General features: G+C 73.9%; 21 protein-coding genes and 1 tRNA gene. 9 read left to right on the top strand and 13 right to left on the bottom strand.

The annotated features are described in order from the left end of the window. Nucleotides 1-34 precede the first annotated feature (34 nt). The 3 genes from JSQ78_RS12490 (at nt 35) to JSQ78_RS12480 (ending at nt 4,369) form a co-directional block, all read left to right on the top strand. Nucleotides 35-1,633, top strand: coding sequence for a transposase (locus tag JSQ78_RS12490; RefSeq protein ID WP_211448008.1), 1,599 nt, complete (start codon nt 35-37; stop codon nt 1,631-1,633). A 254-nt stretch (nt 1,634-1,887) separates the two neighbouring features. Further along, the gene (gnd, locus tag JSQ78_RS12485; protein WP_249296070.1) at nt 1,888-3,291 is read left to right on the top strand and encodes an NADP-dependent phosphogluconate dehydrogenase; all 1,404 of its coding nucleotides are present in this window, start codon (nt 1,888-1,890) and stop codon (nt 3,289-3,291) included. A 151-nt stretch (nt 3,292-3,442) separates the two neighbouring features. Next, nucleotides 3,443-4,369, top strand: a complete 927-nt coding sequence (locus JSQ78_RS12480; protein WP_211448007.1) for a putative endonuclease domain-containing protein — start codon at nt 3,443-3,445, stop codon at nt 4,367-4,369. Nucleotides 4,370-4,465: 96 nt separating this feature from the next. On the opposite strand, the gene JSQ78_RS12475 is transcribed toward JSQ78_RS12480, so the two are convergent. Further along, a complete protein-coding gene (locus JSQ78_RS12475) occupies nt 4,466-5,737 on the bottom strand; it encodes an APC family permease (protein ID WP_211448005.1) in 1,272 nt (423 codons plus the stop codon). A 155-nt stretch (nt 5,738-5,892) separates the two neighbouring features. Further along, complete coding sequence (locus JSQ78_RS12470) at nt 5,893-7,065, bottom strand: hypothetical protein (protein ID WP_211448003.1); 1,173 nt, start codon at nt 7,063-7,065, stop codon at nt 5,893-5,895. Nucleotides 7,066-7,255: 190 nt separating this feature from the next. Here JSQ78_RS12470 and JSQ78_RS12465 point away from each other — a divergent pair, with 190 nt between their 5' ends. After that, nucleotides 7,256-9,760 (top strand): tetratricopeptide repeat protein, encoded by a 2,505-nt coding sequence (locus tag JSQ78_RS12465; protein ID WP_211448001.1) that lies wholly within the window; start codon nt 7,256-7,258, stop codon nt 9,758-9,760. A 21-nt stretch (nt 9,761-9,781) separates the two neighbouring features. Here the strand turns inward: JSQ78_RS12465 and JSQ78_RS12460 are convergent, their stop codons facing one another. The 4 genes from JSQ78_RS12460 to glmU form a co-directional block, all read right to left on the bottom strand. After that, nucleotides 9,782-10,909: a methyltransferase domain-containing protein gene (locus JSQ78_RS12460; protein ID WP_211447999.1), complete on the bottom strand. Its 1,128-nt coding sequence runs from the start codon at nt 10,907-10,909 to the stop codon at nt 9,782-9,784. A 47-nt stretch (nt 10,910-10,956) separates the two neighbouring features. Then, complete coding sequence (locus tag JSQ78_RS12455) at nt 10,957-11,394, bottom strand: hypothetical protein (RefSeq protein WP_211447997.1); 438 nt, start codon at nt 11,392-11,394, stop codon at nt 10,957-10,959. 66 nt (nt 11,395-11,460) lie between these two features. Next, the gene (locus JSQ78_RS12450; protein WP_211447996.1) at nt 11,461-12,438 is read right to left on the bottom strand and encodes a ribose-phosphate diphosphokinase; all 978 of its coding nucleotides are present in this window, start codon (nt 12,436-12,438) and stop codon (nt 11,461-11,463) included. 11 nt (nt 12,439-12,449) lie between these two features. Then, the gene (gene glmU / locus JSQ78_RS12445; protein ID WP_211450641.1) at nt 12,450-13,832 is read right to left on the bottom strand and encodes a bifunctional UDP-N-acetylglucosamine diphosphorylase/glucosamine-1-phosphate N-acetyltransferase GlmU; all 1,383 of its coding nucleotides are present in this window, start codon (nt 13,830-13,832) and stop codon (nt 12,450-12,452) included. Nucleotides 13,833-13,949: 117 nt separating this feature from the next. Between glmU and JSQ78_RS12440 the strand changes: the two genes are divergently transcribed. From JSQ78_RS12440 to JSQ78_RS12430, 3 genes are all read left to right on the top strand, one after another. Further along, nucleotides 13,950-14,020 (top strand) — tRNA-Gln (locus JSQ78_RS12440). A gap of 137 nt (nt 14,021-14,157) precedes the next feature. Then, nucleotides 14,158-14,760, top strand: coding sequence for a hypothetical protein (locus JSQ78_RS12435; protein ID WP_211447994.1), 603 nt, complete (start codon nt 14,158-14,160; stop codon nt 14,758-14,760). Between the two features lie 21 nt (nt 14,761-14,781). Next, entirely contained in the window at nt 14,782-15,273 is a 492-nt protein-coding gene (locus JSQ78_RS12430; RefSeq protein ID WP_211447992.1) for a MarR family winged helix-turn-helix transcriptional regulator, read from the top strand. A gap of 88 nt (nt 15,274-15,361) precedes the next feature. Here JSQ78_RS12430 and ahcY read toward each other — a convergent pair whose 3' ends face one another. Next, on the bottom strand, nt 15,362-16,813 hold the full coding sequence (ahcY, locus tag JSQ78_RS12425; RefSeq protein ID WP_211447991.1) for an adenosylhomocysteinase: 1,452 nt from the start codon (nt 16,811-16,813) through the stop codon (nt 15,362-15,364). Between the two features lie 45 nt (nt 16,814-16,858). Between ahcY and JSQ78_RS12420 the strand changes: the two genes are divergently transcribed. Beyond that, nucleotides 16,859-17,992: an acyltransferase family protein gene (locus JSQ78_RS12420; protein ID WP_211447989.1), complete on the top strand. Its 1,134-nt coding sequence runs from the start codon at nt 16,859-16,861 to the stop codon at nt 17,990-17,992. On the opposite strand, the gene JSQ78_RS12415 is transcribed toward JSQ78_RS12420, so the two are convergent. From JSQ78_RS12415 to JSQ78_RS12400, 4 genes are read right to left on the bottom strand one after another with little or no spacing between them, the layout of a single operon-like run. Beyond that, a complete protein-coding gene (locus tag JSQ78_RS12415) occupies nt 17,953-19,371 on the bottom strand; it encodes a sugar nucleotide-binding protein (RefSeq protein WP_211447987.1) in 1,419 nt (472 codons plus the stop codon). The two genes, JSQ78_RS12420 and JSQ78_RS12415, sit on opposite strands and share 40 nt — an antisense overlap. 2 nt (nt 19,372-19,373) lie before the next feature. Then, nucleotides 19,374-20,372: a dTDP-glucose 4,6-dehydratase gene (gene rfbB / locus JSQ78_RS12410; protein ID WP_211447985.1), complete on the bottom strand. Its 999-nt coding sequence runs from the start codon at nt 20,370-20,372 to the stop codon at nt 19,374-19,376. Nucleotides 20,373-20,420: 48 nt separating this feature from the next. After that, the gene (locus JSQ78_RS12405; RefSeq protein WP_211447984.1) at nt 20,421-21,809 is read right to left on the bottom strand and encodes a phosphomannomutase/phosphoglucomutase; all 1,389 of its coding nucleotides are present in this window, start codon (nt 21,807-21,809) and stop codon (nt 20,421-20,423) included. A 28-nt stretch (nt 21,810-21,837) separates the two neighbouring features. Continuing rightward, nucleotides 21,838-22,062, bottom strand: a complete 225-nt coding sequence (locus tag JSQ78_RS12400) for a DUF3499 family protein (RefSeq protein ID WP_021064928.1) — start codon at nt 22,060-22,062, stop codon at nt 21,838-21,840. A 44-nt stretch (nt 22,063-22,106) separates the two neighbouring features. On the opposite strand from JSQ78_RS12400, the gene JSQ78_RS12395 reads away from it, so the two are divergent. Beyond that, entirely contained in the window at nt 22,107-22,529 is a 423-nt protein-coding gene (locus JSQ78_RS12395) for a hypothetical protein (RefSeq protein ID WP_211447982.1), read from the top strand. Between the two features lie 5 nt (nt 22,530-22,534). On the opposite strand, the gene JSQ78_RS12390 is transcribed toward JSQ78_RS12395, so the two are convergent. Both JSQ78_RS12390 and JSQ78_RS12385 read right to left on the bottom strand, forming a co-directional pair. Then, entirely contained in the window at nt 22,535-24,127 is a 1,593-nt protein-coding gene (locus JSQ78_RS12390) for a DUF5719 family protein (RefSeq protein WP_211447980.1), read from the bottom strand. After that, nucleotides 24,118-26,892 (bottom strand): glycosyltransferase family 2 protein, encoded by a 2,775-nt coding sequence (locus tag JSQ78_RS12385; RefSeq protein ID WP_211447979.1) that lies wholly within the window; start codon nt 26,890-26,892, stop codon nt 24,118-24,120. Before JSQ78_RS12385 ends, JSQ78_RS12390 begins: the two co-directional genes overlap by 10 nt. Nucleotides 26,893-26,895 lie beyond the last annotated feature (3 nt).

The raw sequence follows: 26,895 nt of genomic DNA, 5'->3' as shown, positions 1-26,895 counted from the left end.
GTGGGTCTGCGGAGGGGTCGCGGGAGAATGGGCCATGGCCGTGAACGTGCGCTCTGGGGATCTCGATCAGCTGTTCCTGATGCCGCCGTCGGTGCGGGAGTGGCTCCCTGAAGACCACCTCGCGTTCTTCGTGCTGGACACGGTCGCGGAGCTCGATCTCACAGCGTTCTACGCGTCGTACCGGGCCGATGGTCGCGGCGGCGCGGTCTACGATCCGGCGCTGATGCTGGGCGTGTTGCTCTACGCCTATTGCACCGGCGAGCGCTCCTCTCGGCGCATCGAGCGGAAGCTGGTCGAGGACGTCGCCTACCGCGTGCTGGCGGTGAACCAGACGCCGGATCACGCGACGCTGGCGCGGTTCCGATCGCGGCACCAGGAGGCGATCGCGGCGCTGTTCGGGCAGGTGCTCGGGCTCTGCGTGAAGGCGGGGATCGTCGATGCGGGGATGATCGCGATCGACGGGACGAAGATCGCCGCGGACGCGTCGTTCTTCGCGAACCGCTCGCGCGAGGATCTCGCCGCCGAGATCCTCGACGAGGCGGAGCAGACCGACGCGGCCGAGGACGCCCTGTTCGGCGATCGCCGCGGCGACGAGCTGCCCGCGGCATGGTCCGGCGGCCGGGACCGGCGCGAGCGGATTCGGGCCGCGCTGGACGAGCTGGAGCGGGAGAAGGCGCGCGACTACGAGTCGCGGGTCGCGGAGCGGGAGCGGAAGGAGGCCGCTTCAGGCAAGCAACTGACCGGCCCGAAACCGCGGCCCGACACGGCGCGGCGGGCGAAGCCGCGACGGGCGAACACCACCGACCCGCACTCGCGGATCATCCCGAACACCGGGCGCGGCGCGATGCAGGGCTACAACGCGCAGACCGCGGCGACCGCGGGCGGCCAGATCGTGGTCGCCGCCGAGGTCACCGTCACCACCAATGACCAGCCGCACTTCGTGCCGATGGCGACCGCGGTCACCGAGAACCTCGCCGACGCCGGCCACGACGAGCCGGTCGGCACGTTCGTCGCCGACGCCGGCTCCTGGACCGCCGCGAACGGCACCGCCGATGTCGGCGCCGAGGTGCTGATCGCGACGAAGAAGCCCGCCGATCACCGTGCCGAGCGACCCGCCGACCACAAGCTGTCAGTGCTGGCGAAGGTCAACCGGGGCGAGCTCTCCCAGCGCAAGGCGGGCGAGATCCTCGGCGTCTCCTACACGTGGGTCGGCGACATGACCAAGCGCTACTTCGGCAAGGACGGACCTCGAGCTGGGCGCGCTGCGGAACCGACGCCGGCTGAATGGCTGCCCGTGATCGAGCGCCTGAATCGCGGCGAGATCAACAAGCGAGAAGCCGCCGGCGAGCTCATGGTCTCCGGCACCCGGATCAACTCCATGCTCGCCCACGTCCGCGGCGAGGCCGTCGAACCGTCGATCGCGAGGGCCGTGATGGACGAGAAGCTCGCCGAGCCACGCGGCTCCGCCCTCTACGCCCAGCGCCAGCACACGATTGAACCGGTCTTCGGCAACATCAAGGGCAACCTCGGCTACCGACGATTCACCCGCCGAGGCATCGACGCAGTCCAGAGCGAATGGCGCCTCATCTGCGCCGCACACAACCTCCTGAAGCTGCGCACCGCAGGGGCATAGCTGCCCGGCGGGCACGCCCCGCGCGCTCGCCGCGACTGCCGATACCCGTCGCCGTCGACCCGGACGACATTCGCGCGACAGCCTCACCTCTGGCCAGCCCTCGCCGACGATGCGCTCGCTCAGCCGCTCGCCCGCGCGGGATCCGCGACTCGCGTGCCTCGCGCATCCGCCCCTCGCTAGCCTGGCCATACCCCGAGCCTCCAGGAGGACCTGCTGTGACCACCGCCAACATCGCCGTCGTCGGCCTCGCCGTGATGGGCTCGAACCTCGCCCGCAACCTCGCCTCGCGCGAGGGCAACACGGTCGCGGTCTACAACCGCACGACGTCGAAGACCGACGACCTCATCGCGGCGCACCCCGAGGCCGGCTTCGTGAAGGCGGCGACGATGGAGGAGCTCGCGGCCTCGCTCCAGCGGCCGCGCACCGCGATCGTGATGGTGAAGGCGGGACGGGCGACCGACGCGGTCATCGACGAGCTCGTGCGGGTCTTCGAGCCGGGCGACATCATCGTCGACGGCGGCAACGCGCTGTTCACCGACACCATCCGGCGCGAGCTCGCGGTGCGCGCGACGGGCATCCACTTCGTCGGCTGCGGCATCTCGGGCGGCGAGGAGGGCGCCCTCAACGGTCCGTCGCTCATGCCGGGCGGCACGGTCGAGTCGTACGAGACGCTCGGCCCGATCCTGCGCTCGATCGCCGCGGTCGCCGACGGCGAGCCGTGCGTGACGCACATCGGCGCCGACGGCGCGGGCCACTTCGTCAAGATGGTGCACAACGGCATCGAGTACGCCGACATGCAGCTCATCGCCGAGGCCTACGACCTCATCCGCCGCGGCACGGGCAAGAGCCCGGCCGAGATCGCCGACGTCTTCGACGAGTGGAACCGGGGCGAGCTCGAGTCGTACCTCATCGAGATCACCGCGGAGGTGCTGCGCCAGGTCGACGCCGCGACGGGGCAGCCGCTCGTCGACGTCATCCTCGACGCGGCCGGCGCGAAGGGCACCGGCGCCTGGACGGTGCAGACGGCGCTCGACCTCGGCGTGCCGGTCTCGGGCATCGCCGAGGCGGTCTTCGCCCGCTCGCTCTCATCGCGGCTCGACCAGCGGGCGGCTGCGCGCGACCTGCCGGGGCCCTCGGGCTCGTGGCAGGTCGACGATGCGGATGCGTTCATCGAGGACGTGCGCCAGGCCCTGTTCGCGTCGAAGATCGTCGCCTACTCGCAGGGCTTCGACGAGATCGTCGCGGCCGCCGAGCAGTACGGCTGGGACATCCGGAAGGGCGAGGTCGCCCGCATCTGGCGCGCGGGCTGCATCATCCGCGCGCGCTTCCTGAACGACATCACCGACGCGTACGCCGCCGACCCCGCGCTGCCGGCGCTCATCGTCGCGCCCTACTTCCGCGACGCGATCGCCCGCACCCAGGAGGCGTGGCGACGCGTGGTCGTCGCGGCCGCGCAGGCCGGCATCCCCTCCCCCGCGTTCTCGTCGAGCCTCGCCTACTACGACGGCCTGCGCGCGGAGCGGCTCCCCGCCGCGCTCGTGCAGGGGCAGCGCGACTTCTTCGGCGCGCACACCTACCGCCGCGTCGACCGCGAGGGCACCTTCCACACGCAGTGGTCGGGCGACCGCACGGAGATCGCCGCGGTCGACACGCACTGACGCGGCGCCCCGCCGCAGAGTGCCGGAACTCTGCGCTTCCGAAGACTCTGAGGCGCAGAGTGCCGGCACTCTGCGCTCCGGCCAAGCGCGGGCGCTGCGCGGCTGTGGAGAGCGGCGACGCACGAGGACAGGACGCTGGCACGATCCGCGCGTGGATCGATCCTTGCCGCCCGGCCTCGACGCGCGAGGCTTCCTCGTGGCAGACGCGGTGCGCGCGGGCATGACGCCCGCGCGGCTCAGGAGCCCGCGGCTCGCGGTACCGCACTTCGGGGTGCGCTCGATTGCGCAGCCGGAGTCGCTGCTCGAGCGAGCCGCCGCCTTCGCCCCGCTGCTGCAGCCGTGGCAGAGCATCGGAGGTGTCATGGCGCTCGCCGTGCTCGGGCTGCCGGTGCCGTGGCGCCTGCGGGACTCGCTCGGCGTCGACGTCGTCGCGCCGAAAGGACGCGGCACGCCCGACCGACCCGGCATCCGCGTACGTCGCGTCTCCGACTCCGCGCTCGACACCTGGGAGCTCGAGGGCGTGCGGGTCGTCGCACCCGCGCTCGCCTGGGCGCTCCTCGCGCCGACCTGCACCGAGCACGAGCTCGTCGTGCTCGGCGATGCGATCGTCTCCGACGCGGAGCACTACCCGGATCGGCGCGCGCCGGGCCCGCTCGCGACGATCGAGGAACTGCGGGCAGTCGTCGATCGCTGGGCCGGCCGCCCTGGGGCAGCTCGGCTGCGTGCGGCGCTGCCGCGAGTCCGCCTCGGCGTCGAGTCCCCGCGCGAGAGCGATATGCGGCTCTTCATCGTCGACGCGGGGATGCCGGAGCCCGAGGTGCAGGCGAGCGTCCACGACCCCGAGACCGGCCGGCTGCTCGGCAGGGCCGACCTTCTGCATCGGGATGCTCGCGTCGTCGAGGAGTACGAGGGCAAGGGGCATCGCTCGAAGGAGCAGTGGGACCGCGATATCCAGAAGTACCGCGACTTCGAGCGGATCGGGCTGCATGTGGTCCGGGCTACAAACCGCGACTTCGTGCCGACTCCGGACGTCTGGCTGAGCGATCTCGCCGCCGTCCTCCGCGACCGCACCGCCTGATGCACCGGAGCAGCAGAGTTCCGGCACTCTGCGGTTCGCGGCCCTCGGAACAGCAGAGTTCCGGAACTCTGCGGATTCGGCGGGGCGGCGAGGCGGTCAGCGGCGGGGGACGAGGGCGCGGGCCGCGAGGCCGAGCGCGAGCCACGCGGCGGCCGCGACGACACCCGGCCACGGCAGGGTGACGACGAGCAGGGCGCACAGCGCGAGGCCGGCGGCCGGCACCCAGCGCGGCAGCCACCAGCGCACCCGCCGCTCCGTCGCATCCGCCGTCCGGCCGCGGATCGCGCTCACGTGCGCGACCGCGTAGTACGTCAGCACGCACGTCGACGAGAAGGCCACGAGCTGCCCGGGCGGCAGCAGCAGCACCCCGGTGATCGCAGCCGCGGCGGTGACCGCCTCGGCGACGACCGGCGCGCTCGTGGCGGGCCAGACGTACGACAGCGGGCCGGGCAGGTCGCGGTTGCGCGCCATCGCGAGCCCCGTGCGCGAGAGCCCCGCGAGGATGCCCGTGAGGCTCCCGAGGCTCGCGAGCGTCGCCGCGCCGAGCAGGGCGACGTGCAGCCATCCCGCGCCGACGAGGTCGGCCACCGGCGCGGCCGCGGTGGGCAGCGCATCCGCGAGCCTCGCCGTCGTCGCCCACGCGACGAGGCCGTAGAGCACGAGCACGATCGCGAGGCCCGCGCCGATCGCGCGCGGCAGGGTGCGCTGGGGGTCGCGCACCTCCTCGCCGAGCGTCGCCATGCGCGCGTAGCCCGCAAACGCGAAGAAGAGCACACCCGCCGCGGTCAGCACGCCGAACGGTCCCTCCGGCGCACCCTCGACCCGGCTGGCGGCGACGGGCGCGACGGTCTCGAGGCCCGCGGCGGATGCGGTCGGCAGGCCGAGCGCGGACCACACGAGCGCCGCCGTCACGAGCGCGAGCACGATCGTGACGATCGCCGTCGTGACGCGCACGGTCGAGCGGATGCCGGCCATGTTGACGAGCGCGAGCGCGGCGATCAGGCCGGCCGCGAGCCACGGCGCCTGCTCCGGCCACACGTGCCGGGCGGCGATGAGCGCGATCGCGCCCGCGGAGGCGGTCTTGCCGGTGAGGAACATCCAGCCGGCGGCGAAGCCGACCGCGGGCGAGACCTCGGCGCGGCCGTAGGCGTAGGCGCCGCCCGACACGGGGTGCCGCATCGCGAGCTGCGCGGTCGACATCGCGTTGAGCGTCGCGACCGCCCCCGCGAGCAGCAGCGCGACCCACAGCCAGCTGCCCGCGAGCTGCGACGCGGGCACCCAGACGAAGAAGAGGCCGGCGCCGATCATCGACCCGAGCCCGATAGCGATCGCGCCGGGGACGCCGATGCGGCGCTCGAGGGTCGTCACGGCGTCGAGGCTAGACCGGCCGGGTGAACGGCCGGGTGAACGGCCCGTGCCGCGCGGCCGCGGCGCGCGGCACGGACTCGGGGCGGCGCGGTTCGGCTCGCCTCGGCTCGGCGACTCGGCGACTCAGCGGCTCAGCGGCTCAGCGGCTCAGCGGATCAGCAGGAGACGAGCACGAGACTCCCGCCGCCGCCCCAGCTCGGGCGGTAGCGCGCGCAGAGCCGCGGCTGGTTCGAGCCGCCGCCACCCCGGCTGGTCGACGCCGCCGGGCGGCTCGCAGCGGCTGCGGCAGCGGCCGCGGCGCGCCGCTCGGCTTCCGCCGCCTCCGCGGCGACGGCCTCGGCATGCGCGGCCTGCGCCGCTTCCGCGACCTCGGCGTAGCCGCGCAGGCGCTCGAGCAGCACCGAGGGCGCAGCGTCAGCGCCGAGCTCGTGCGCGCTCGCCGCCGCCGCGTGCATGACCGCGGTCTGCTCGGGCGCCTTCGCGGTCTGCTCCCCCACGACCGCCGCCTGCTCGACCGCGGCGTCGGCGGTCGCGCGCAGGGCGTCCACCGCCGGCGCGACGGCGTCGGCGATGCCATCCATGCGCTGCTCCTCGGCGCGCAGCGACGCGCGCAGCTGCTCGAGCGCTGCGGCGGTCGCCTCGATCTCAGCACCGATCGCGTCGATCACCTCATCGGTCACGTCGTCGTCGGCGACCGTGCGCGTTCGCGCGGGCTCGAGCGGGACCGCGAGGATGCGCTCGGCGGTCGCGACGTCGAGTGCGAGGAGCGATGCAGGCGCGAGCAGCTCGGGCGCCGGTTCCCCCGAGGCCTCGGCCTCGGCGAGCGCCTGGGCATCGGCTTCGCGCAGGGCTTCGACCGCAGCTGTGAGGTCGCCCCGCAGCGCCTCGCGCTCCTCGGGGTTCGCGGCGCCCGCAGCCCGCGCCGGAGCCGACGCGTCCGCGTGCTCGGATCGGAGTGCCGCCGTGGCCTCGCCGCCGCCGGCGGTGAGCGCCTCGACGTGCTCGGCGCCGAGGATGGCCTCACCCGCGTGCGCGAGCTCGATCGCGCCTGCGGCGAGCGCGGTCGCCTCCTCCCGCTGCCCCGCCTCGAGCGCGACGGCCGCGTCGAGCGCGCGCTGCGCGGCCGCGCGTTCTGCCTCGAGCGCATCCCGCTGCTCCGCGAGCGCGCCGTACTGCTGCACGCGCTGCGCGTGGACCGCCATCGGCACCGCGACGCCCGCTCCCGTCGCGACCGCGACGGCCGCGGCGCCGGCGACCCATGCGAGCGTCCGCCGCGCGCGACCCCGGCCTCGCGGACCGCGTGCCTCGTCCTTCGTCGTCTCGCCCATCCGCGGCCTCCCGTGCTCGAGTCCCGGCGTCGACGCGACGCGCCGCGCCGTCCGGTCCCACAGTGGCTCGACGGGAGCGCGCCCGCTCGGATCCCCAACAACCCCGGACGCGGGACGGCCCGGGCGCCCAGCCGCGCCTGCGACCTGGGGCAGAATCGAGCGCATCGACACCCCGCCGACGAGGAGCGCCATGACGAGTCCGCCGCTGCGCGTCGACGACGTCCCCGATCGTCTGCGCGCGCTCCGCGCGGAGGCCGGCGACCCCTCGTTCGCGGAGATCGCTCGTCGCGTCAGCACGCTGCGCCGGGGCCGCCGCGGCGCGGGTCCGGCGATCGTGTCGCGCGCGACCGTGTACGACTGCTTCCGCGAGGGCCGCAAGCGGTTCGACACCGAGCTCGTCGTCGCGATCGTGCGCGCGCTCGCGAGCGATCCCGCGACGGTCCAGGCTTGGTCGAGCGCGATGGGCGCGATGCAGCTGCGGGCTGCGTCCGCCGGCATCGTCCAGGTGACGGATGCGCCGGCGACGCCCGTGCCGCTGTTCATCGGGCGCGCGCGCGAGCTCGCGACGCTGCGGGAGCAGCCGTCCAGCCACTGGATCCACGCGATGCCGGGCGCTGGCAAGTCGACGCTCGCGCTGCGCGCGTCGCACGACGCGCTCGCGGCGGGGAGCATCGCTCGCGTCATCGTCGCGGATCTGCGCGGGCACAGCCCCGCCGGACCGCCCGCGGATCCCGACGCCGTCGTGCGCGCCGCGCTGCGGCTGCTCGGCGAGTCGAGCCGCTCGCTCCCGACGGCGGCGGCTCGTCGACTGCTGCCCTCCCTCCTGCGCGCGCAGGCGACGCTGCTGCTGCTCGACGATGCCGAGTCGGCGGAGCAGGTCAACGCCATCCTCCCCGACCCCGCGGGCGCGGCAGCGATCGTCACGAGCCGCTCGCGCCCCTCGACGACGCGCTTCCGCGTCACCGAGCTGCCGCTGTTCACTCCCGCCGAGTCGCTCGCGCTGCTCGACGCGGTCGCCGGCCCCGCGGTGATCGACGAGGACCGGCCGTCGATCACCGCGCTGCTGCAGCTCACCGAGCACCAGCCCCTCGCGGTGAGCATCACCGCGGCCCGCATCGCCTCCCGCCCCGACTGGGCGGTCGCCGAGCACCTCGAGCTCGCCCGCGCCCGCCGCGCCGCGCTCCGGCTCGACTCGGCGGTCGCGCGCTCGCTCGACCTGACCTACGAGTCGCTGCCCGACGCGGCTCGCCGACTGCTGCGCGCCATCGCCGCGCACCCGGTCGGGCTGCTCGATCGCGACAGCGTCGCGGCGCTCGCCGGGCTGCCGCCGAGCGACGTCGATGTCGCGCTCGCCGAGCTTGAGCGCCACGGGCTCGTCGGCTGGAGCGAGCGCGGGCGCGTGACGATGCACGAGCTCGTGCGCGTGCACGCCGCCGATCGCGGCCTGGAGGCCGACCCCGCCTCCGTGCGGCGCGCGGCGGCCGAGCGCTTGCGGCAGCGGCTCATCGACCTCACGTGGTCAGCCCATCGCACGATCAGCGAAGCGCGACTCGGGGCGGGTCGATCACCGCGCACGGCGGTCGCACACGTCGAGCTCGACCGCGATGGCGCCGAGCGCTGGCTCGCGGATTCCACCGACCTGCTGCTGCACGCCGCGCTCGACGCGCCGGCGCAGGGCGCGCCCGCGGCGATCGGCCACATCGCAGAGGCCCTCGACGACGTGCTGCTGCGGGCCGGGCGCACCGACGACGCGGAGGCCCTGCACCGAGAGGCGCTGCGCGTCGCCCGAGAGCGCGGCGACCCCACCGGCGAGCTGCGCGCCCTCGTCGACCTCGGGGTCGTCCTCACGACCGCGGGCCGGGTCGCCGAGGCCACCGAGGTGCTCTCGCAGCTGGACCGCGAGACGCAGGCATGGCACGAGGAGGCGGCGCTCGCCTCGAACGCCCTCGCGCTGTGCCTGCTCGAGCAGGGCGCGATCGAGGCGGGACGGCGAGCGCTCGAGGCCGGGATGGTCGCGGCCGCACGCGCGGGCGACATGTGGCGCGAGGGTCGGCTCCGCAACACCGCCGCGCTCCTCCACCTGCGCACCGGCGCCTTCGCCGAGGCGCGGGCCGCGCTCGAGCGGTCGATCGCCATCAGCGCCGCGTGCGGCGATGTCGCCGGTGCGGCGCGCGGCGGTGTGAACCTCGCGAAGCTGCTCCACGACCTCGGCGACGACGCCGCGGCCGAGACCGAGGCGCAGCGGGCGCTCGAGGCGATGCGCGCGCTCGGCTTCGTGCCCGGCGTGCTCGCCGCGACCTCGAACCTCGCGGCCGCCGTGTGCGCGCTCGGCCGCTTCGACGAGGCGGCCGCGCTCGCGACCGACGGGCTCGAGGCCGCCAGGGCCGCCGGGATGCGCCAGGTCGAGGTCGAGCTGCTGCGCACCCTCGGCGCCGCTCGTCTCGGCCTCGGCCGCATCGACGACGCACGGAGCGTCCTGACGGAGGCGCTGCGCTCGAGCGAGCCGCTCGGGGACGTCGTGACGGTCGCTGGCTGCGAGGAGGACCTGGGCGATGCCGCGCTCGCTGCGGGCGAGCCGCTCGAGGCCGAGCGGCACTGGCAGCGGGCGGCAGCGCGCTACGCCGTGGCGGGGGCGCCGTACGAGGAGGGCGTGCGTGCCAAGCTCGCCCGGCTCGCCGTCGACGCGCGAGGCTGAGCGGGCCCGGCGGCAGTCGGTTCAGCGGCGCGCGAGCTCGACGAGCACCTCGGCGTGCCCCGTGTGCGGGAACATGTCGAAGACGCGCCCGCGCACGGGGCGGAAGCCGGGCATCGCCGCGAGGTCGCGCGCGAGCGAAGCCGGGTTGCAGCTCGAGTAGAGCACGCGGTCGACGGCGGATGCGTCCAGTCGCGCGGCGAGATGCCCGATGCCCCTGCGCGGCGGGTTCACCACGATGAGCTCGGGCGCCCGGGCGCCCTCGAGGTCGACCGCGGTCGCGTCGCCGACCGTGAACGACGCATCCGCCCCGAGCTCGGCGGCGCTCTCGCGCGCCGCGTCGATCGCCTCGGCCGTCACCTCGACACCCGAGACCCGGCGGCCGGGGCGGGCGGCGTGGAGCGCGAAGCCGCCCACGCCGCAGTACAGGTCGAGCAGGCTCGCGGGATCCGCCTCGTCGATCCAGGCGGTCGCCTCGCGATAGAGCGCAGCCGCGACGGCGGTGTTCGTCTGGAAGAAGCTGCGCGGCCGCAGCCGGAGCCCGATGCCGTTCACGCGCATCGGCAGCACGCCCTCGCCCGCGAGCAGCAGCTCCTCCTCGCCCTCGAGCACCGCCTTGTGCTCGGGCTGCAGGTTGACCGAGAGCGATGCGATCGGCAGCGCGTCGAGCACGTCGAGGTGCTTGCGGAGGCGCGGGAGCGACTCCGTCGATCGCAGGACGAGCCGCACGGCCAGCTCGCCGTCGGGCGAAGCGGTGACGATGAGCAGCTTGAGCTCGCCGCGCCGGCTCGGCACGTCGTAGGGCGTGAGCCGAGCCTCGCGCACGAGCCGCTCGAGCACGGGCATCGCCGCGACGATCGGCTCCTCGTGCAGCGGGCACGCCTGCAGGTCGATGCCCGAGCCGTCGGTCGCGAGGATGCCGATCGTGGGTTCCTCGACGGTGCCGGCGACCGCCATCTTGGCCTTGTTCCGGAACCCGCCGACGGCGCTGGCGTGCGGCGCATCCCATGCCGTCTCCGGGAGCGACGCCGCGACCGCCGCCTGCTTCTCGGCGAGCTGCCGCTCGTAGGGCGTCGGCAGCAGCGTGCAGGAGTGGCACCGGTCGGTGTCGAAGTAGGCGCAGTCGAGCGCGATCGACTTGCCCAGCTGCATCCCGCCAGCCTACGCCGCGGGCTCCGTCGCCGACGGCGCTCCGGCGGTCAGCCGTGCCCGCGCTCGAGCGGTGCGGGCCCGCCGGCGTCCTCGATCTGCTCGGCGAGGAAGGCGTCGAGGATCTCGCCGCGAAGCTGGTCGATGCTCGCGCGCAGCCGCTTGAGGTCGGCCTTCGAGGCGCCCGCGCTCAGCATCTTCACCGCGTGCTCGAGCCGGGTGAGCGACGCGGCCCACGTCTTGGCGCGGACGCGCTCGGGACCGTCGTCGGCGCTGTCGCGCAAGTACTCGACCTGCTCGCGCATCGACTCGAGCGTCTTCCGCATCGCCTCGGGGCTCTGAGCATCCGATCGTCGGAGCTTGCTGACCTGCTCCTGGATGCGGTCGGCGACGTCGGGGTTCTGCTGCAGCCACGCGAGCGCGAGCGGGCCGTATCGCACCGCGTTCCCGCCGATGAACTTGAGCGCGGGACCGAGCCATGTCGCCATCAGGACCTCCGTGGTCAGGACTCTACCGAGGCTGCCTGAGCGGCCCCTCAGCCCGTGGCCCGACCGTCAGGCGGCGCCGTCGAACAGGCTCGTCACCGAGCCGTCCTCGAAGACCTCGGTGATCGCGCGCGCGAGCAGCGGCGCGATCGACAGCACGCGGAGCTTGTCGAAGCGCTGGTCGTCGCGCAGCGGCAGCGTGTCGGTGACGACGACCTCGTCGATGAAGTCGGAGTTCAGGATGTGCGGGGCCGGCTCCGAGAAGATCGCGTGCGTCGCCGCGACGACGACGTTCGTCGCCCCGTTGGCCTTGAGGGCCTCCGCCGCCTTCACGATCGTGCGGCCAGTGTCGATCATGTCGTCGACGAGCAGGCACGTGCGGCCCTCGACCGTGCCGACGATCTCGTGCACCGAGACCTGGTTGGGCACGAGCGGGTCGCGGCGCTTGTGGATGATCGCGAGCGGCGCGCCGAGCTTGTCGCTCCACACGTCGGCGACGCGCACGCGGCCCATGTCGGGCGAGACGACCGTGAGGTTGTCGGCCGGCATCGTGTCCTGGAAGTGCTTGAGCAGCACGGGCATCGCGAACAGGTGGTCGAAGGGCCCGTCGAAGAAGCCCTGGATCTGCGAGGCGTGGATGTCGATCGACATGATGCGGTCGGCGCCGGCGGTCTTGAAGAGGTCGGCGATGAGGCGCGCCGAGATGGGCTCGCGGCCTCGGCCCTTCTTGTCCTGACGCGAGTAGGGGTAGTACGGCATGACCACGGTGATGCGCTTCGCGCTCGCGCGCTTGAGCGCATCCACCATGATGAGCTGCTCCATGAGCCACTCGTTCACGGGGCGGCCGTACGACTGCAGGATGAACGCGTCGGAGCCGCGCACCGAGCCCGTGTAGCGGGCGTAGATCTCGCCGTTCGCGAAGGTGCGGCTGTCGACCTCCATGAGGTCGGTGCCGATCTCCGCAGCCACCGCCCGCGCGAGCTCGGGGTGCGACCTGCCGGTCGCGAGCACGAGGTGCTTGCGGTTCTTCGCGACGATCGATCCCACTCGGGTGCCTCCTAGGCGTTCGGTGCTTGCGTGCCCGCCGCTGCTGCCGCGTCGGCTGCCTTCGTGCCCGGCCTGTTCGACTCGACCCAGCCCGACATGGTGCGCTGCGGTGCGACCGAGATCGCCAGCGCGCCCGGCTCGACATCCTTGCGGACGATCGTGCCTGCTCCAGTGTAGGCGCCGTCACCGATCGTCACCGGGGCGACGAAGACGTTGTCGCTCCCCGTGCGCACGTGCGAACCGACCGTCGTGCGGTGCTTCTCGACCCCGTCGTAGTTCGCGGTGATCGTGCCCGCGCCGATGTTCGAGCCCTCGCCGATCGTCGCGTCGCCGATGTACGAGAGGTGCGGCACCTTGCTGCCCGCGCCGAGCTGCGTGTTCTTCGTCTCGACGAAGGTGCCGATCTTGCCGTCCTCGCCGACGACCGAGTTCGGGCGGAGGTAGGCCCACGGGCCGATGGATGCGCGCGCGCCGATGACCGAGAGGGTCGCGTCCGTGCGCTTCACGACCGCGTCCTCCCCCACCTCGGTGTCGACGAGCGTCGTGTCGGGGCCGATCGTCGCGCCCGCGGCGATCGCGGTCGCGCCGTGCAGCTGCGTGCCGGGGAGGATCGTGACGTCCTCGGCGAGCGTGACGTCGACGTCGATCCAGGTCGAGGCGGGGTCGACGATCGTGACGCCGCCCCGCTGCCAGCGGCGGATGATGCGGTCGTTGAGCACGTGCGCGGCGGCGGCGAGCTGCACGCGGTCGTTGATGCCCCAGATCGCCCACTCGTCCGGCGCTGGCACCGCCTGGATGCGGCCACCGGTCGCCTGGATGCGCACGGCCGCGTCGGTGAGGTACATCTCGCCCTGCGCGTTCGCGCGGTCGATCGTGCGGAGCGCCTGGCGGAGCGCGGTCGCGTCGAAGACGTAGATGCCGCCGTTCACCTCGTCGATGGCGCGCTCGGCGTCGCTCGCGTCCTTCTGCTCGACGATGCGGACGAAGGCGCCCGCCTCGTCGCGGACGATGCGGCCGAGTCCGCTCGGGTCGCGCAAGTGGGCCGAGAGCAGGGTCAGCTGGTTGCCCTCGCGCTCGTGCCGCTCGATGAGGGCGCGGAGCGTGTCGGCGTCGATGAGCGGCACATCGCCCGAGAGCACGACGACGTGCCCGTCGAAGTCGGCGAGCGCGTCGAGGCCCTGCTCGACGGCACGGCCCGTGCCGGGCACCTCGTCCTGGTCGGCGATGACGACGTGCGGCGCGAACTCGAGCACCGCCTCCGCCATCCGGTCGCGCTCGTGGCGCACGACGGCGACGATGCGGTCGGGGTGCAGCTCGCCCGCAGCGCTCAGCACGTGGGCGATCAGCGGCTTGCCCGCGAGCGGGTGCAGCGGCTTCGGCGTGCGGCTCTTCATGCGCGTGCCGGCGCCTGCGGCGAGCACGATGACGGCGATCGACGGCACAGCGGTCTCCCATCGTTGGCGGTGGTCGTCCGCTCAGGCTACCGGCCGCCAGTACCCTGGATCCTGCCTTCCGCCATGGTGTAACGGCAGCACAGCGGCCTTTGGAGCCGTTTGTCCAGGTTCGAATCCTGGTGGCGGAGCAGACGACCCGGTGGGTCGTCTGCGACGCCACCAGTCGCGAGCGTCAGCGAGCGAGGGCGGAGCGCACGGCGAACCGCCGCCCCGCGTCGCCGCGAGCGAGAGCGCAGCCCACCCCCACTCATGGCACCGTGGTCCAGTGACCCACGCCCCTCGCCTGCGCGCCGAGGCGCGCGTCGGCCGCCGCTACGCATCCGTCGGGGGACGCGCGCTCACCTTCCTCGGCATCGCGGTGTTCACGCTCCTCGCGCTCTACAGCATCGGCTGGACGCTGCTCGGCCTCGTCGCGATCGCCGCCTTCGTCCTCGTCGAGCACCGCGTGGCGCGTTCGGCGTGGGCGCTCGATCCGTCCGGTCTCGACGCGGCGTTCCGCTTCGGCACTCGCGCGTCGCGCGCTGTCCCGATCGCCGACATCGCCGGCGTCGCCGTGCAGCACGCGGGCGGCGCCTCGTCGCGCGGCGTCCCCATCACTCGCGCGCACGAGCGCTGGTGGCTCGTCGACCGCCACAACCGCGTGCTCGCGAGCGCGAGCACCGAGGGGCTCGCCTCCGCCGACGTCGACGCCTTCCGTGCGGCGCTCGGCGTGCCCTTCGCTCCGCTGTCGATCCTCCGGCGCAGCGGTGAGCTCCCTGCGGAGCTGCCGCTCCACGCTCGGCGCCCTGGCGCGACGCTCGTGCTCGCCGTGCTCATCGCGATCGCAGTGATGGTCACGGTGCTCGCCGCGCCGCCCTACCCGTGGTGAGCGGCGTGCGAGACTGACGCCATGACCGAGCTCCGCGGCGATGACGTCGATCGCATCATCGAGCAGTGGATGCGCGTGCGGCCCGACGCTGACGTCACCCCGCTCGACGTGCTGAGCCGCATGACGCGCATCTCCCGCCAGCTCGCGCGCATCCGCGCAGAGGCGTTCCAGCTCGCGGGCCTCGAGCCGTGGGAGTGGGACGTGCTCGCGGCGCTCCGCCGCGCCGACGGCCCGCTGAGCCCCAAGGACCTCATCGCGCAGACGATGGTGACGAGCGGCACGATGACGAACCGCATCGACAACCTGGTCGCATCCGGTCTCGTCGAGCGCGTCGAGAGCGCGAGCGACCGGCGCGTGCGGCTCGTGACGCTCACCGAGGAGGGCATCGACCGGGTCGACGTCGCCCTCGACGCCCTGCTCGACGCCGAGCGCCGCCTGCTGCGCGGGATCCCCGCCGACGACCAGGCGCGGCTCGCCGAGCTGCTGCGGGTGCTCAGCGACGCGATGGTCTGAACGGCGAGCTTCCGCGAACCGGGGCCTCCCGCGCGGGAAGCCCCCGGTTCGGGGAAGTTCGACGGCCGCCTCGGCGAAGCGCGGAGGCTCAGTAGCGGTAGTGCTCGGGCTTGAACGGCCCCTCGACCGGGACGCCGATGTAGGCGGCCTGCTCGGGGCGGAGGGTCGTGAGCTTCGCGCCGAGCGCCTCGAGGTGGAGCCTCGCGACCTCCTCGTCGAGCACCTTCGGCAGCCGGTGCACGCCGAGCTCGTACGACTTCGTCGCGAGCTCGATCTGCGCGAGCACCTGGTTCGAGAACGAGTTCGACATCACGAACGACGGGTGGCCGGTCGCGTTGCCGAGGTTCATGAGGCGCCCCTCGGAGAGCACGAGGATCGAGCGGCCCGACGGCATGCGCCACTCGTGCACCTGCGGCTTGATCTCGATGCGCTCGGCACCGGAGCGCTCGAGTGAGGCGATGTCGATCTCGTTGTCGAAGTGCCCGACGTTCGCGACGATCGCGAGGTGCTTCATGCCCTGCAGGTGCTCGAGCGTGATGACGTGCTCGTTGCCGGTCGTCGTGACCCAGATGTCGGCCTCGGAGAGCGCGTCCTCAACGCGCGCGACGCGGAAGCCGTCCATCGCCGCCTGCAGCGCGCAGATCGGGTCGATCTCGCTCACGATGACGCGCGCCCCCTGACCCCGCAGCGCCTCGGCGGCGCCCTTGCCGACGTCGCCGTACCCGACCACGAACGCGGTCTTGCCGCCGATGAGCACGTCGGTCGCGCGGTTGAGGCCGTCGGGCAGCGAGTGCCGGATGCCGTACCGGTTGTCGAACTTCGACTTCGTCACCGAGTCGTTCACGTTGATCGCCGGGAAGAGGAGCCGGCCCTCGACGAAGAGCTGCTCGAGGCGGTGCACGCCGGTCGTGGTCTCCTCGGTCACGCCCTGCAGCTGCCCCGCGATGCGCCTCCAGCGCTGCGGGTCCTCAGCGAGCGTGCGGGCGATGAGCGCGCCGAAGACGCGCAGCTCGTCCGAGGCGCCCTCGGGCGTGACGGGCGCGGCCCCGGCGACCTCGGCATCCCGACCCCGGTGCACGAGCATCGTGGCGTCGCCGCCGTCGTCGAGGATGAGCGTCGGCCCCTCCTCGAAGTCGAAGATGCGGTTCGCGCAGTCCCAGTACTCCTCGAGCGTCTCGCCCTTCCAGGCGAACACCGGCACGCCCGCGGGCGCCTCGGGGGTGCCCGAGCCGACGACGATGGCCGCAGCGGCCTCGTCCTGGGTCGAGAAGATGTTGCAGCTCGCCCAGCGCACCCCGGCGCCGAGCGCGACGAGCGTCTCGATGAGCACCGCCGTCTGCACCGTCATGTGGAGGCTGCCGGCGATGCGCTGGCCGGCGAGCGGCTGGGCGTCGGCGTAGCGGCGGCGCAGCTCCATGAGCCCGGGCATCTCGTGCTCGGCGAGGCGGATCTGGTGGCGGCCGGCCTCGGCGAGTCCGAGGTCGCGCACCCGGTGCTCGATCGTGCCGTGCTCGAGGGTGCGGGATGCGGTGTCGGTCATGGGGACCATCCTCCCACGCGGGCGGGACGGTAGACTCGATCCTCCATGCCCAGTCCGCCGAGCCTCGCCACCGGAGCGTCGGCGGCCCATCACGCGACGGCCCCGATCGCCGCTCGAGCGCTGTGGCCCGACCTCGCGCGCGGCGCGACGGTGCTGCTCGTCGTGGCGATGCACCTCATGTACCTGCAGCTCGTGCCCCTGCTGCACGGCACCGCCGCGACGACGTGGCACAAGCCGATCGTCGACTGGACGACGCCGTTGCGGATGCCGCTGTTCTTCGTCGTCTCCGGCTACCTCTCGGCGCGGATGCTGCAGCGCTCCTGGCGCGCGGGGATCTCCGGCCGCATCGCGCCCCGCGCCTACCTCTACGTCGTCTGGCTCGCGATCACCGCCTTGACCCTCCTCGGCTTCGCGGTCTGGGACGGCGAGGAGTACGACGCGTGGGGCTACTTCGTCTCGGAGCTGTGGCAGCCGACCGGCGTGCTCTGGTACATCTGGGCGCTCGCCGCCTTCTTCCTCCTCGCGAAGGCCACCCAGCGGCTGCCCGACTGGCTCGTGGTCGGGGCCGCGGCGCTCTCCGCCATCTCCGTCGAGCTCGTCGACGTGGGCTCGTGGAAGAGCATCATCGCCGGCTTCCTGCCGTTCGTGGTCGGCGCGCGCGCGCCACAGGCGATCCGGACTCTCACCGAGCGCACCGATTGGCGGCACGGCATCGCGGTGCTGGCTCTCGCGATCGCCCTCGTCGCGCTCCGGCGCGAGCTGCCGCTGCCGGCGATCAGCCACCTCGTCATGAGCGCGGTGTGCGTCGCCGCGGTGCTCATGCTGCTGCCGCGCATCGCGCACTGGCGCGCGCTGAAGCCCGTCCGGCGCGTCGGCCGCAACACGCTCGCGATCTTCGCGCTGCACCCGCTGCTCATCATCGCCGCGAACCGATTCCTGCGCGACACCCCGGACGTGCTCGAGACGATCGCGGCGAACCCCTGGCTCGCCTTCCTGCTGCCGATCGTCGAGCTGCTGCTCGTCGTCATCGTCTCGCTCGGCCTCGAGCGCGGCCTGCGCAGGATCGGGCTGCGCCACGTGTTCGAGATGCCGCGCTTCCGAGCGCAGCGGCGCCGGGTGCGCGGCCACCTCGCGGCGCGTCAGAGCGAGTGCACGAACTCGTCGAGCATCTCGAGCTGATCGCGCGGCTCGAAGCCGGTCGACTCGAGCCTCGCGAGGCTCAGCGTGCTCTGCAGCGGGCGGGGCGCGATGCCCTCCTTGCCCGCGTAGTACTCCGCGGTCGTGACGGGCGTGACGCGGGATGCGTCGTGGCCGGTGCGCTCGAACACGCGCGCGGCGATGTCGGCCCACGACGCCGGCTCCCCGCCGTTCGAGACGTTGTAGGTGCCGAACGGCGCGCGGCTCGAGAGCAGGTGGTCGATCGCGCGCGCGAGCTCGGAGGCGAACGTGAGCCGCCCCACCTGGTCGCCGACGACCGACGGGTCGATCCCGCGCTCGGCGAGCGAGGCCATCGTGGCGATGAAGTTCTTGCCCTCGCCGACGACCCACGACGTGCGGAGGATGTAGTGGCGCGGGGCGACCGAGACGGCGAGGTCGCCCGCGGCCTTCGACTGCCCGTAGACGCCGAGCGGCGCCAGCCGCTCCCCCTCGTCGTGCTCGGGCGCCGTGCCGTCGAAGACGTAGTCGCTCGAGACGTGCACGAGCGTGAGGCGGTGCTCGGCCGCGATCGCGGCGAGGCGGGCGGGACCGCTCGCGTTCGCCGCCCACGCGTCGCGGCGGCCCTCGTCGGTCTCGGCGCCGTCGACCGCGGTGTGCGCGGCGGCGTTCACGACCGTGTCGTACTGCGACCAGCGCACGGCGTCGAGCGTCGAGGGGTCGGCGAGGTCGACGGTGTCGCGACCGACGTAGTCGACGTCGGTGCGGGCGCCCCACTGCTGCCGCAGCGCCCGGCCGAGCTGCCCGTTCGCGCCGAGCACGAGCGTGCGCCGCGGCCGCATCGGCTCGACCTCGTCGAGCATCGGGTGCGCGCGGTCCTTGTCGCTCAGCTCAGCCCGGTCGAGCGGGATGGGCCACTCGATCGCCGCGGTCGGGTCGGCGAGGTTCAGGAACGTGTACTCGTCCTGCGCCTCGGCCGACCAGTGCTCGTTGACGAGGTAGGTGTAGGCCGTGTCCTGCTCGAGCGCCTGGAAGGCGTTCCCGACGCCGCGGGGCACGAAGACCGCGATCGAGGGGTCGATCGCGATCGTGAAGGTCGCGCCGAACGACTCGCCCTCGCGCAGGTCGACCCACGCGCCGAAGACCCGGCCGGTCGCGACCGAGATGTACTTGTCCCACGGCTCGGCGTGGATGCCGCGCGTCGTGCCGACGGATGCGTTGAACGAGATGTTGTTCTGCACCGGCGAGAAGTCGGGGAGGCCGAGCGCGAGCATCTTCTCTCGCTGCCAGTTCTCCTTGAACCAGCCGCGGTTGTCGCCGTGCACCGGCAGGTCGATGACGAGGAAGCCGGGGATCGGCGTCTCGCGCACGCGCAGCTGCTTGCCCGTCGTGACGTCGGCCATCGTCAGTGGCCTGCCGCGGCGTACTTCGCCTCGGCGGCGGCCTTCTGCGGGCGCCACCACGACTCGTGCTCGCGGTACCACTCGATCGTCGCGGCGAGCCCCGCCTCGAAGTCGGTGTACGCCGGCTCCCAGCCGAGCTCGTCGCGCAGCTTCGTCGCGTCGATCGCGTACCGCAGGTCGTGGCCCGCGCGGTCCTTCACGTGGTCGAACGCATCCGCCTCCTGGCCCATGAGGCGCAGGATCGCCTGCACGACCTCGAGGTTGTTGCGCTCGCCGTCGGCACCGATGAGGTAGGTCTCGCCGATGCGGCCGCGCTCGAGGATGCGCAGCACCGCGCTCGAGTGGTCGTCGGCGTGGATCCAGTCGCGCACGTTCTCGCCCGCGCCGTAGAGGCGCGGCCGCACGCCGTCGATGACGTTGGTGATCTGCCGCGGGATGAACTTCTCGACGTGCTGGCGCGGGCCGTAGTTGTTCGAGCAGTTCGAGATCGTCGCCTCGAGGCCGAACGAGCGCACCCACGCGCGCACGAGCAGGTCGGAGCCCGCCTTCGTCGACGAGTAGGGGCTCGAGGGGTTGTAGGGCGTCTCGGGCGTGAACTTCGCGGGGTCGTCGAGCTCGAGGTCGCCGTAGACCTCGTCGGTCGAGATGTGGTGGAAGCGCGTGCCGTGCTTGCGTGCCGCCTCGAGCAGCGTGAACGTGCCGATGAGGTTCGTGTGCACGAACGGCGACGGGTCGGAGAGCGAGTTGTCGTTGTGCGACTCGGCCGCGAAGTGCACGACCGCGTCCGTCTCGGCGACGAGCGGGTCGACGACCTCGGTGTCGGCGATGTCGCCGACGACGAACCGCACGCGGTCCTCGGGCAGCCCCTCGAGCGTCGCCCGGTCACCCGCGTAGGTGAGCTTGTCGAGCACGACGACGTCGTGGTCGCTGTTGGCGATGACGTGGTGCACGAAGTTCGAGCCGATGAAGCCGGCGCCGCCGGTCACGAGGAGCTTGCTCATGGGCTCCAGCGTACTGTCCGTCGGCGGGCGGCTCGGCCCGAGCCAGCCTCAGGCGCGGATGAGCGCGAGCACCTCGTCGCGGATCGCGACCATCTCGGCCTCGGTCTCGGCCTCGGCGTTGAGCCGCAGGAGCGGTTCGGTGTTCGACGGCCGCACCGAGAACCACCACGCGCCATCGGGCGCCGTGATGGTGAGCCCGTCGAGCTCGTCGAGGTCGCCGCGGCCGGCGAACGCCTCGACGATGCGCGTGTATGCGGCCGGCATGTCATCGACGGTCGAGTTGATCTCGCCCGAGGCGGCGTAGGGCGAGTAGCGCGCGGCGAGCTCCGACATCGGCTCGTCGTGCGCGCCGAGCGTCGCGAGCACGTGCATCGCGGCGAGCATGCCGTTGTCGGCGCCCCAGAAGTCGCGGAAGTAGTAGTGCGCGGAGTGCTCGCCGCCGAAGACCGCGCCCGTCTCGGCCATCCGGTCCTTGATGAGGGAGTGACCGACGCGCGTGCGCACCGGGGTCGCCCCGGCGGCGGCGATCACCTCGGGCACGACGCGGCTCGTGATGAGGTTGTGGATGACGACGACGTCCTCCTCGCCCTCCGCCCGCACGCGCGCGATCTCGCGCTCCGCGACGATCGCGGCGACCGCGGACGGGGAGACGGCTCCCCCGCGCTCGTCGATGACGAAGCAGCGGTCGGCGTCGCCGTCGAACGCGAGGCCGAGGTCGGCGCCGTGCTCGACGACCGCCGCCTGCAGGTCGACGAGGTTCTTCGGGTCGAGCGGGTTCGCCTCGTGGTTCGGGAAGGTGCCGTCGAGCTCGAAGTACATCGGCACGACCTCGATCGGCAGCGCGCCGAGCCCCGCGGCCTCGCCGAGCACCGCGGGCACGGTGAGCCCGCCCATGCCGTTGGCGGCATCCACCACGACCTTGAGCGGCCGGATGCGCGAGAGGTCGACGAGCGAGCGGAGGTGGGCGGCGTAGTCGGCGAGGATGTCGCGCTCGCTGCGCGACCCGCGGCGATCGGCTGCCGGGATGCCGTGCTCGAGGTAGCGCTGGGCGCCGTCGCGGATCGCCGCGAGGCCGGTCTCGAGGCTCACGCCGCGCGCGCCGGCGCGCGAGAACTTGATGCCGTTGTAGGCGGCGGGGTTGTGGGATGCCGTGAACATCATCGCGGGCGCGTCGAGGCTGCCGGAGGCGAAGTAGGAGCCGTCGGTCGAGCAGAGCCCGAGGGAGACGACGTCAGCGCCGCGCGCCATCGCGCCCTCGGCGGCGGCCGCGGCGAGCGCCGGGGAGGAGGGGCGCATGTCGTGGCCGATCGCGATGGGCGCGTCGGTGCCGACCTCGTCGGCGAAGGCGGCGCCGAGGGCACGGACGACCTCCTCGGTCAGCTGGCCGTCGACGAGGCCGCGCACGTCGTACGCCTTGACGATCTCGGACAGCGTCATGGTTCTCCTTCGTTCGTGGTTGCGCGGGCTACCAGGCCGCGCGGCCCGGCTCGTGCCGGGCGACCTGCCACCCGGCGGGGCCGGTCGCGCGCTCGGCGTGGGGCTCGCACAGGTCGTAGCTGCCCTCGATCGCGCCCCGCCGGCTCGCGGGCTGGAGCGGGCCGACGACGAGCAGCTGCGCGCCGTAGTCGACGGTGACGGTGCGGTCGGCGTACCGGCGGCAGCCGGGCCTCGAGCACATCCGTTCGTCCATCCGCCTCAGCGTAGTGCCGCCTCTCGGCGACGTAGGATGGCGGCATGCCCGCGCGCCAGCATTCTCGCGGATCCCGCCACGGCCGTGAGGCGCGATCGTCGCTCGCCGGGCCGGTGCTGCCGTTCCTGTCGTCGCGCGAGACGCGCTTCGAGGACATCGCCGCCGATGCCGCCGACTACGTGCAGGCGCTGTGGCCCGCAGAGCTCGGCGATGTGCGCTTCCAGTGGGCCGACATGCCGCCGGGCGCGCTCGCCGAGCGCGTCGACGAGGTGCCGGAGTGGGCGGTCGATCCGTCGCGCCGCACGATCACGGTCTACCGGCTGCCGCTCCAGCGGCTGCCGCGCGTGCACATCGACGACGAGTGGCACCGGCAGATCGCGATCGAGGGCGCGGTGTTCCGCGCCGCCGCGGAGCTCATCGGCCGCGACCCGTGGGAGGTCGCGCCGGATCGCTGGCGCCAGCACTGACGCGCTCAGTGCACGACGGTGACGCCCCCCGCCGTCGGCCCCTGCGGGCTCGCAGTGAAGCCCGCGACCCGACTGCCGTCGCGGTACCCCACGCTCACGACGAGCGCCTCGCCCGCCACGACGACGGAGCCGGGCTCGACCGGCTGCCGGTGGACGCCGAGCGAGCCCAGCTCGACCGCTCGCCCGTCGACGGTGATCTGCTGCGGCTCCTCCGACGCGCTCACGACGTGGAGCGTCGCGCCGGGACCGGGCGGCACCGCGATCGCCGCGCTGCCCGAGCGGGGCTGTCCGCCCGCGACCCAGTCGAAGTCGTTCCCGTCCGCCGCGATCGCGACCTGCCGCGCGCCGGCGACGATCGGGCTGTCTGCCGAGACGCGGATGGTGGTGATGCCAGCCGGGATCTCCTCGAGCGGGAAGTCGGTGACCCGGCCGGCTTCGAGCTCGCCCTCTGACTCGATGACCGACCCGTCCTCCGCCTCGAACACGACCCGCACCTGCCCGCCCTCGAGCGAGAGCAGGCGCAGCGTCGGGACGGCGTCGTCGAAGCCCGACTGGGTCTCGATGCCCGTCGCCTCGGTCACGGCGAAGCCGGGGAGCAGCGCGGTCGTGAGCGCCGAGACGGGATCGACCATCTCGAAGCCGCCGCGCTCGAGCCCGCGAGTCGTCGACTGCTGCAGGTGCGCGGAGACGGGCGCGCCCGTCGAGACGACGTGCACGACGACGTCGTCGACGCCCGGGGCGATCGCGGCGAGGTCGAGCACGGCGTGCGAGGCGGGCGGCACGCTGATGCCGGTGGAGCCGACGGACTCGACCGGGCCCTCGGGGCCGTGGACCGTCACGTCGACGCTCGCGCTCACTTGGGATGCGTTGGCGAGCGTGAGCGTGGATTGCCTGCCCGTGCGGGTCGAGCCGCCGACGAGCCACTGGTCGAGCCGCGTCTCGCCGCATTCGCTCACCGCGAGGCCGCGCACGTCGTCGACGTCGACGGGGAGCGACTGCGCGGCCGAGAGCGTCGTCGGCTCGCCCCGCTGGGCGATCGCGGTGCCGCCCGAGATGTCGTCGCGGCCCGGCACCGAGAGCCGCTGCTGCGCGATCTCGCCGCCGAGGCTGCCGATCGCGACCTCCGGCTCGGCGACGGTCGAGAGCGCGAGCGCATCGCTGCCGTCGCTCGTGCCGACGCGCAGCGCCGGTCCGGCGCACACGCGCGACTGGAGCGGCGAGGAGGGCTGCACGTGCGTGACGGGCGCCTCGGTGACCTCGAGGGACTCGGGCGGCAGCGCGCCGGCGCCGAGCACCGCGCCCGCCATGAGCACGGCCGCGCCGAGCCCCGCGGCGGCCCTGCCGACCCAGCGCAGCACGTCGCGGCGCTCGACGCGACGGGTGCTCGCGACGGCGTCGTTGGCGGCGGCCTCTCGGTCGGTGAGCGCGACGTCGGTCGCGATGTCGCCGGCCGCGGCGGGTGCCTCGGCCTCGACCGCGAGCTCCTCCGGCGAGGGCGCGCGGTGGCGCGGCTCCGCGTCGTCGCCGATGGGCGAGTCGTCGTCGAACTCCTGCGAGTCGTCGATCGCGCCGGGCCCGTCGCGGTCGCTCACTGCCATGCCCCCGTTCCCTCGAGCCGCTTCGTCCGCACGCGCGCTCCGCGCCGGAGCGACGGCAGCGCGGCGACGATAGCGCCCGCGATCGCCCCGAGCTGGGCGGCGAGCAGCCAGCTGGCCCACGCGGGCACCGGCGCCGGCGCCGATGCCGGCGCCTCTGTGCGCTGCCAGAGCAGGCCGGCCTCCGTCTCGCCGATCGCCTGCAGGTCGCCGCGGGCGTCGAGCGAGCGCTGGGCGCGGTCGTGCAGCCCCGCCGCTCCCTCGCGCTCCTGCTCGACGAGCACGAAGCGGATCGCGTGCTCGTCGAGCAGCGCCGACACGTCGACGTCGGCGCCGGAGGCGAGGTCGACCGCCGCTTGGGCGAGCTCCGCCTCGACCTCGTCGGCACGCTCGCGCGTGCCCTCGGCGGTCGAGACCCGGTCGAGCGTCTCGCCCGTCCCGCGCTCGACGTGCACCAGCAGGACGTCCTCCGCGAGCGGCCGCAGCACGAGGGTGCCGACGCCCGGATCCTCGGCGGCCGCGGCGTCGACGAACGCGGGCATGCGGCGCTCGGGCGCGGGCACGACCGTCGCCGGCGCGAGGAACGAGCTCGCGACGACGGGCAGCGCGGCAGCGACTGCCGCGAGCGCGACGATGCCGCCCGGCACGGCGCCGACGCGGTCGTCGACGTCGACCGCGATCGCCGCGAGCACGACGAGGGCGAGCAGGATGAGCGACGCGCCGGGCCCTGCCCACACCGCGACGCTCTCGCCCTCGAGCGTCGTGACCGCGAGCCGGGAGGCGAGCACAGCGGTGCCGTAGCCCGCGAGGAGCAGCACCACGGCCGGCCACGCTCGCGCCGGCCGCAGCACGACGCCCGCGAGCGCCGCGAGCGCGAGGGGCGCGAGCAGGACGAGCGCGATCCAGCCCGCGTCGACGCCGGGCGCGAGGCCCGAGACGGCCGTCTCGAGGCTCGCGAGCGTGCCGTCGGGCGCGGCGAGCGCCGCCTCGACCGCCGTGGGCGGCTCGCTCCGGAAGGGCACGCCGGGGTCGGCGAGCGCCGCGAGCGGGACGCCGGCGCGCCAGCGCTCGACGACGATCGGGGCGATGAGCAGGGCCGCGGGCAGCGCCGCGACGAGCGGCCGCAGCGGCGAGCGCCAGCCGAGCCACGCGGCGAGCACGACGAGCAGCAGCAGCGCGGGCGCGAGCACCGGCGCGCTCGCGACGACGAGCGCGAGCGGGATGGCGGCGGCGCCAGCGGCGCGCCACGAGCGGTGTGCACGCAGCATCCCGGTGACGGCGAGCGGCAGCGCGACATGCGCGACGACGGCGCCGAGCCTGCCCTCGGTGATGGCGAGCAGGAGGGTCGGCGAGAGTGCCCACACGGCGGCGGCGACCGCGGGGGCCCAGCGCGAGAGCGTCAGCCTGCGCGCGGCGAAGAAGCCGACGACCGAGGCGATCGCCGGGGCGAGCAGCAGCAGGAGGACGATGGCGGTCGACGGGCGCCACGGGGTCAGCGAGCCGAGCAGCGCGAGCACGAGCGCGAACGGGTCGGCCGCGCCCTCGACGGCGCCGAGCCCATCGCGCTGCCCGCCGAGCGCGCTCCCCCAGAGTTCGCCGAGGGAGCTCGAGAGCGGCAGGAGCGACCCGCCGGTCGCGGCACCCGCCGTGATGAGCTGCGGTGAGAGCACGATCCCGACGACGACGGCGAGCGCGGTGACCCAGAGCCCCGCACCCTCGACGAAGCCGACGCGCTCGTCGGGCACCGCGCGCATCCGCTCGGGGTCGCCGACCGCCCGCCGCTGGAGGCGCATCGCGCGCCACGGTACGCGGAGCCCGCGCAGCGCGCTCCAGCGCTCGGTGCGCGACCGCGCGATGCGGCGCCGCGCCCGGGCGACGGGCGCGATCGAGACGAGCGTCGCGAGCGTCGCGCGCCACTCCGAGAGCACCGCGGCGGGCCGCTTCGCGAGCAGGTGGCCGATCGTGCGCAGCACCGCGAGCGGTACGAGCAGCAGCCAGTGCACGACGAGCGCGAGCGGGTTCGCGTAGGCGAGCCGCCGATGCAGCTGCGCGCGCCGCGCCGTGCCGACGCGCTGCGCGTCGCTCACCGCGCGCGCCGCGAAGTGCTCGGGGCCGCCTGCCCTCCGCACGCGCGCCCGCGACTCGAGGGCGACCCGATGGCCGGCGAGCCGCGCGCGCACGCCGAGGTCGAGGCCGGCATCGATCGAGCGCAGCACGGGATCGAACCCGCCGAGCGCGTCGAAGACGTCGCGCCGCACGAGCATGCCGGTCTCGGCGACGCCGAGCGTGTCGGAATCGTCGTCGCGCTGCCCTTGGTCGAGCTCACCCTCGCGCAGCAGCAGGCTGCGACCGAAGCGCGTCATCGACTCGCCGAACTCGGCGAATCGGTCCGGGTCGTCGGCGCGCATGACCTTCGGCCCGACGAGCGCGACGCTCTCGTGCACCTCGACGTGGCTCAGCAGCGCGTGCAGCGCGCGCGGATGCGGCGCCGCGTCGTGTGCGAGCAGCCAGAGCCAGTCGCCCGCCTCGGCGGGGGGGAGCGCTCCGACGCCGCGCGCGACGAGCTGCCCGAAGGGCAGCCTCGGTGCGATGACGACGCTGTGCGCGCTCGATTCCTCGAGCAGCCGCCGCGAGGCGTCCTTCGATCCGCCGTCGACGGCGATGAGCGCGTCGGGCGCAACGCGCTGCGCCGCGATCGCGTCGAGGGTCGCCGGTAGGTACTCGGCGCCATTGCTGGTCGCGAGCACGGCGAAGACCCTCGGATGCACCCG

The sequence above is a fragment of the Agrococcus sp. Marseille-Q4369 genome (assembly GCF_018308945.1).
Classification (GTDB): domain Bacteria; phylum Actinomycetota; class Actinomycetes; order Actinomycetales; family Microbacteriaceae; genus Agrococcus.
The sequence above is the reverse complement of the archived record's forward strand: the minus strand, read 5'-3'. Positions and strand labels throughout refer to the sequence as shown.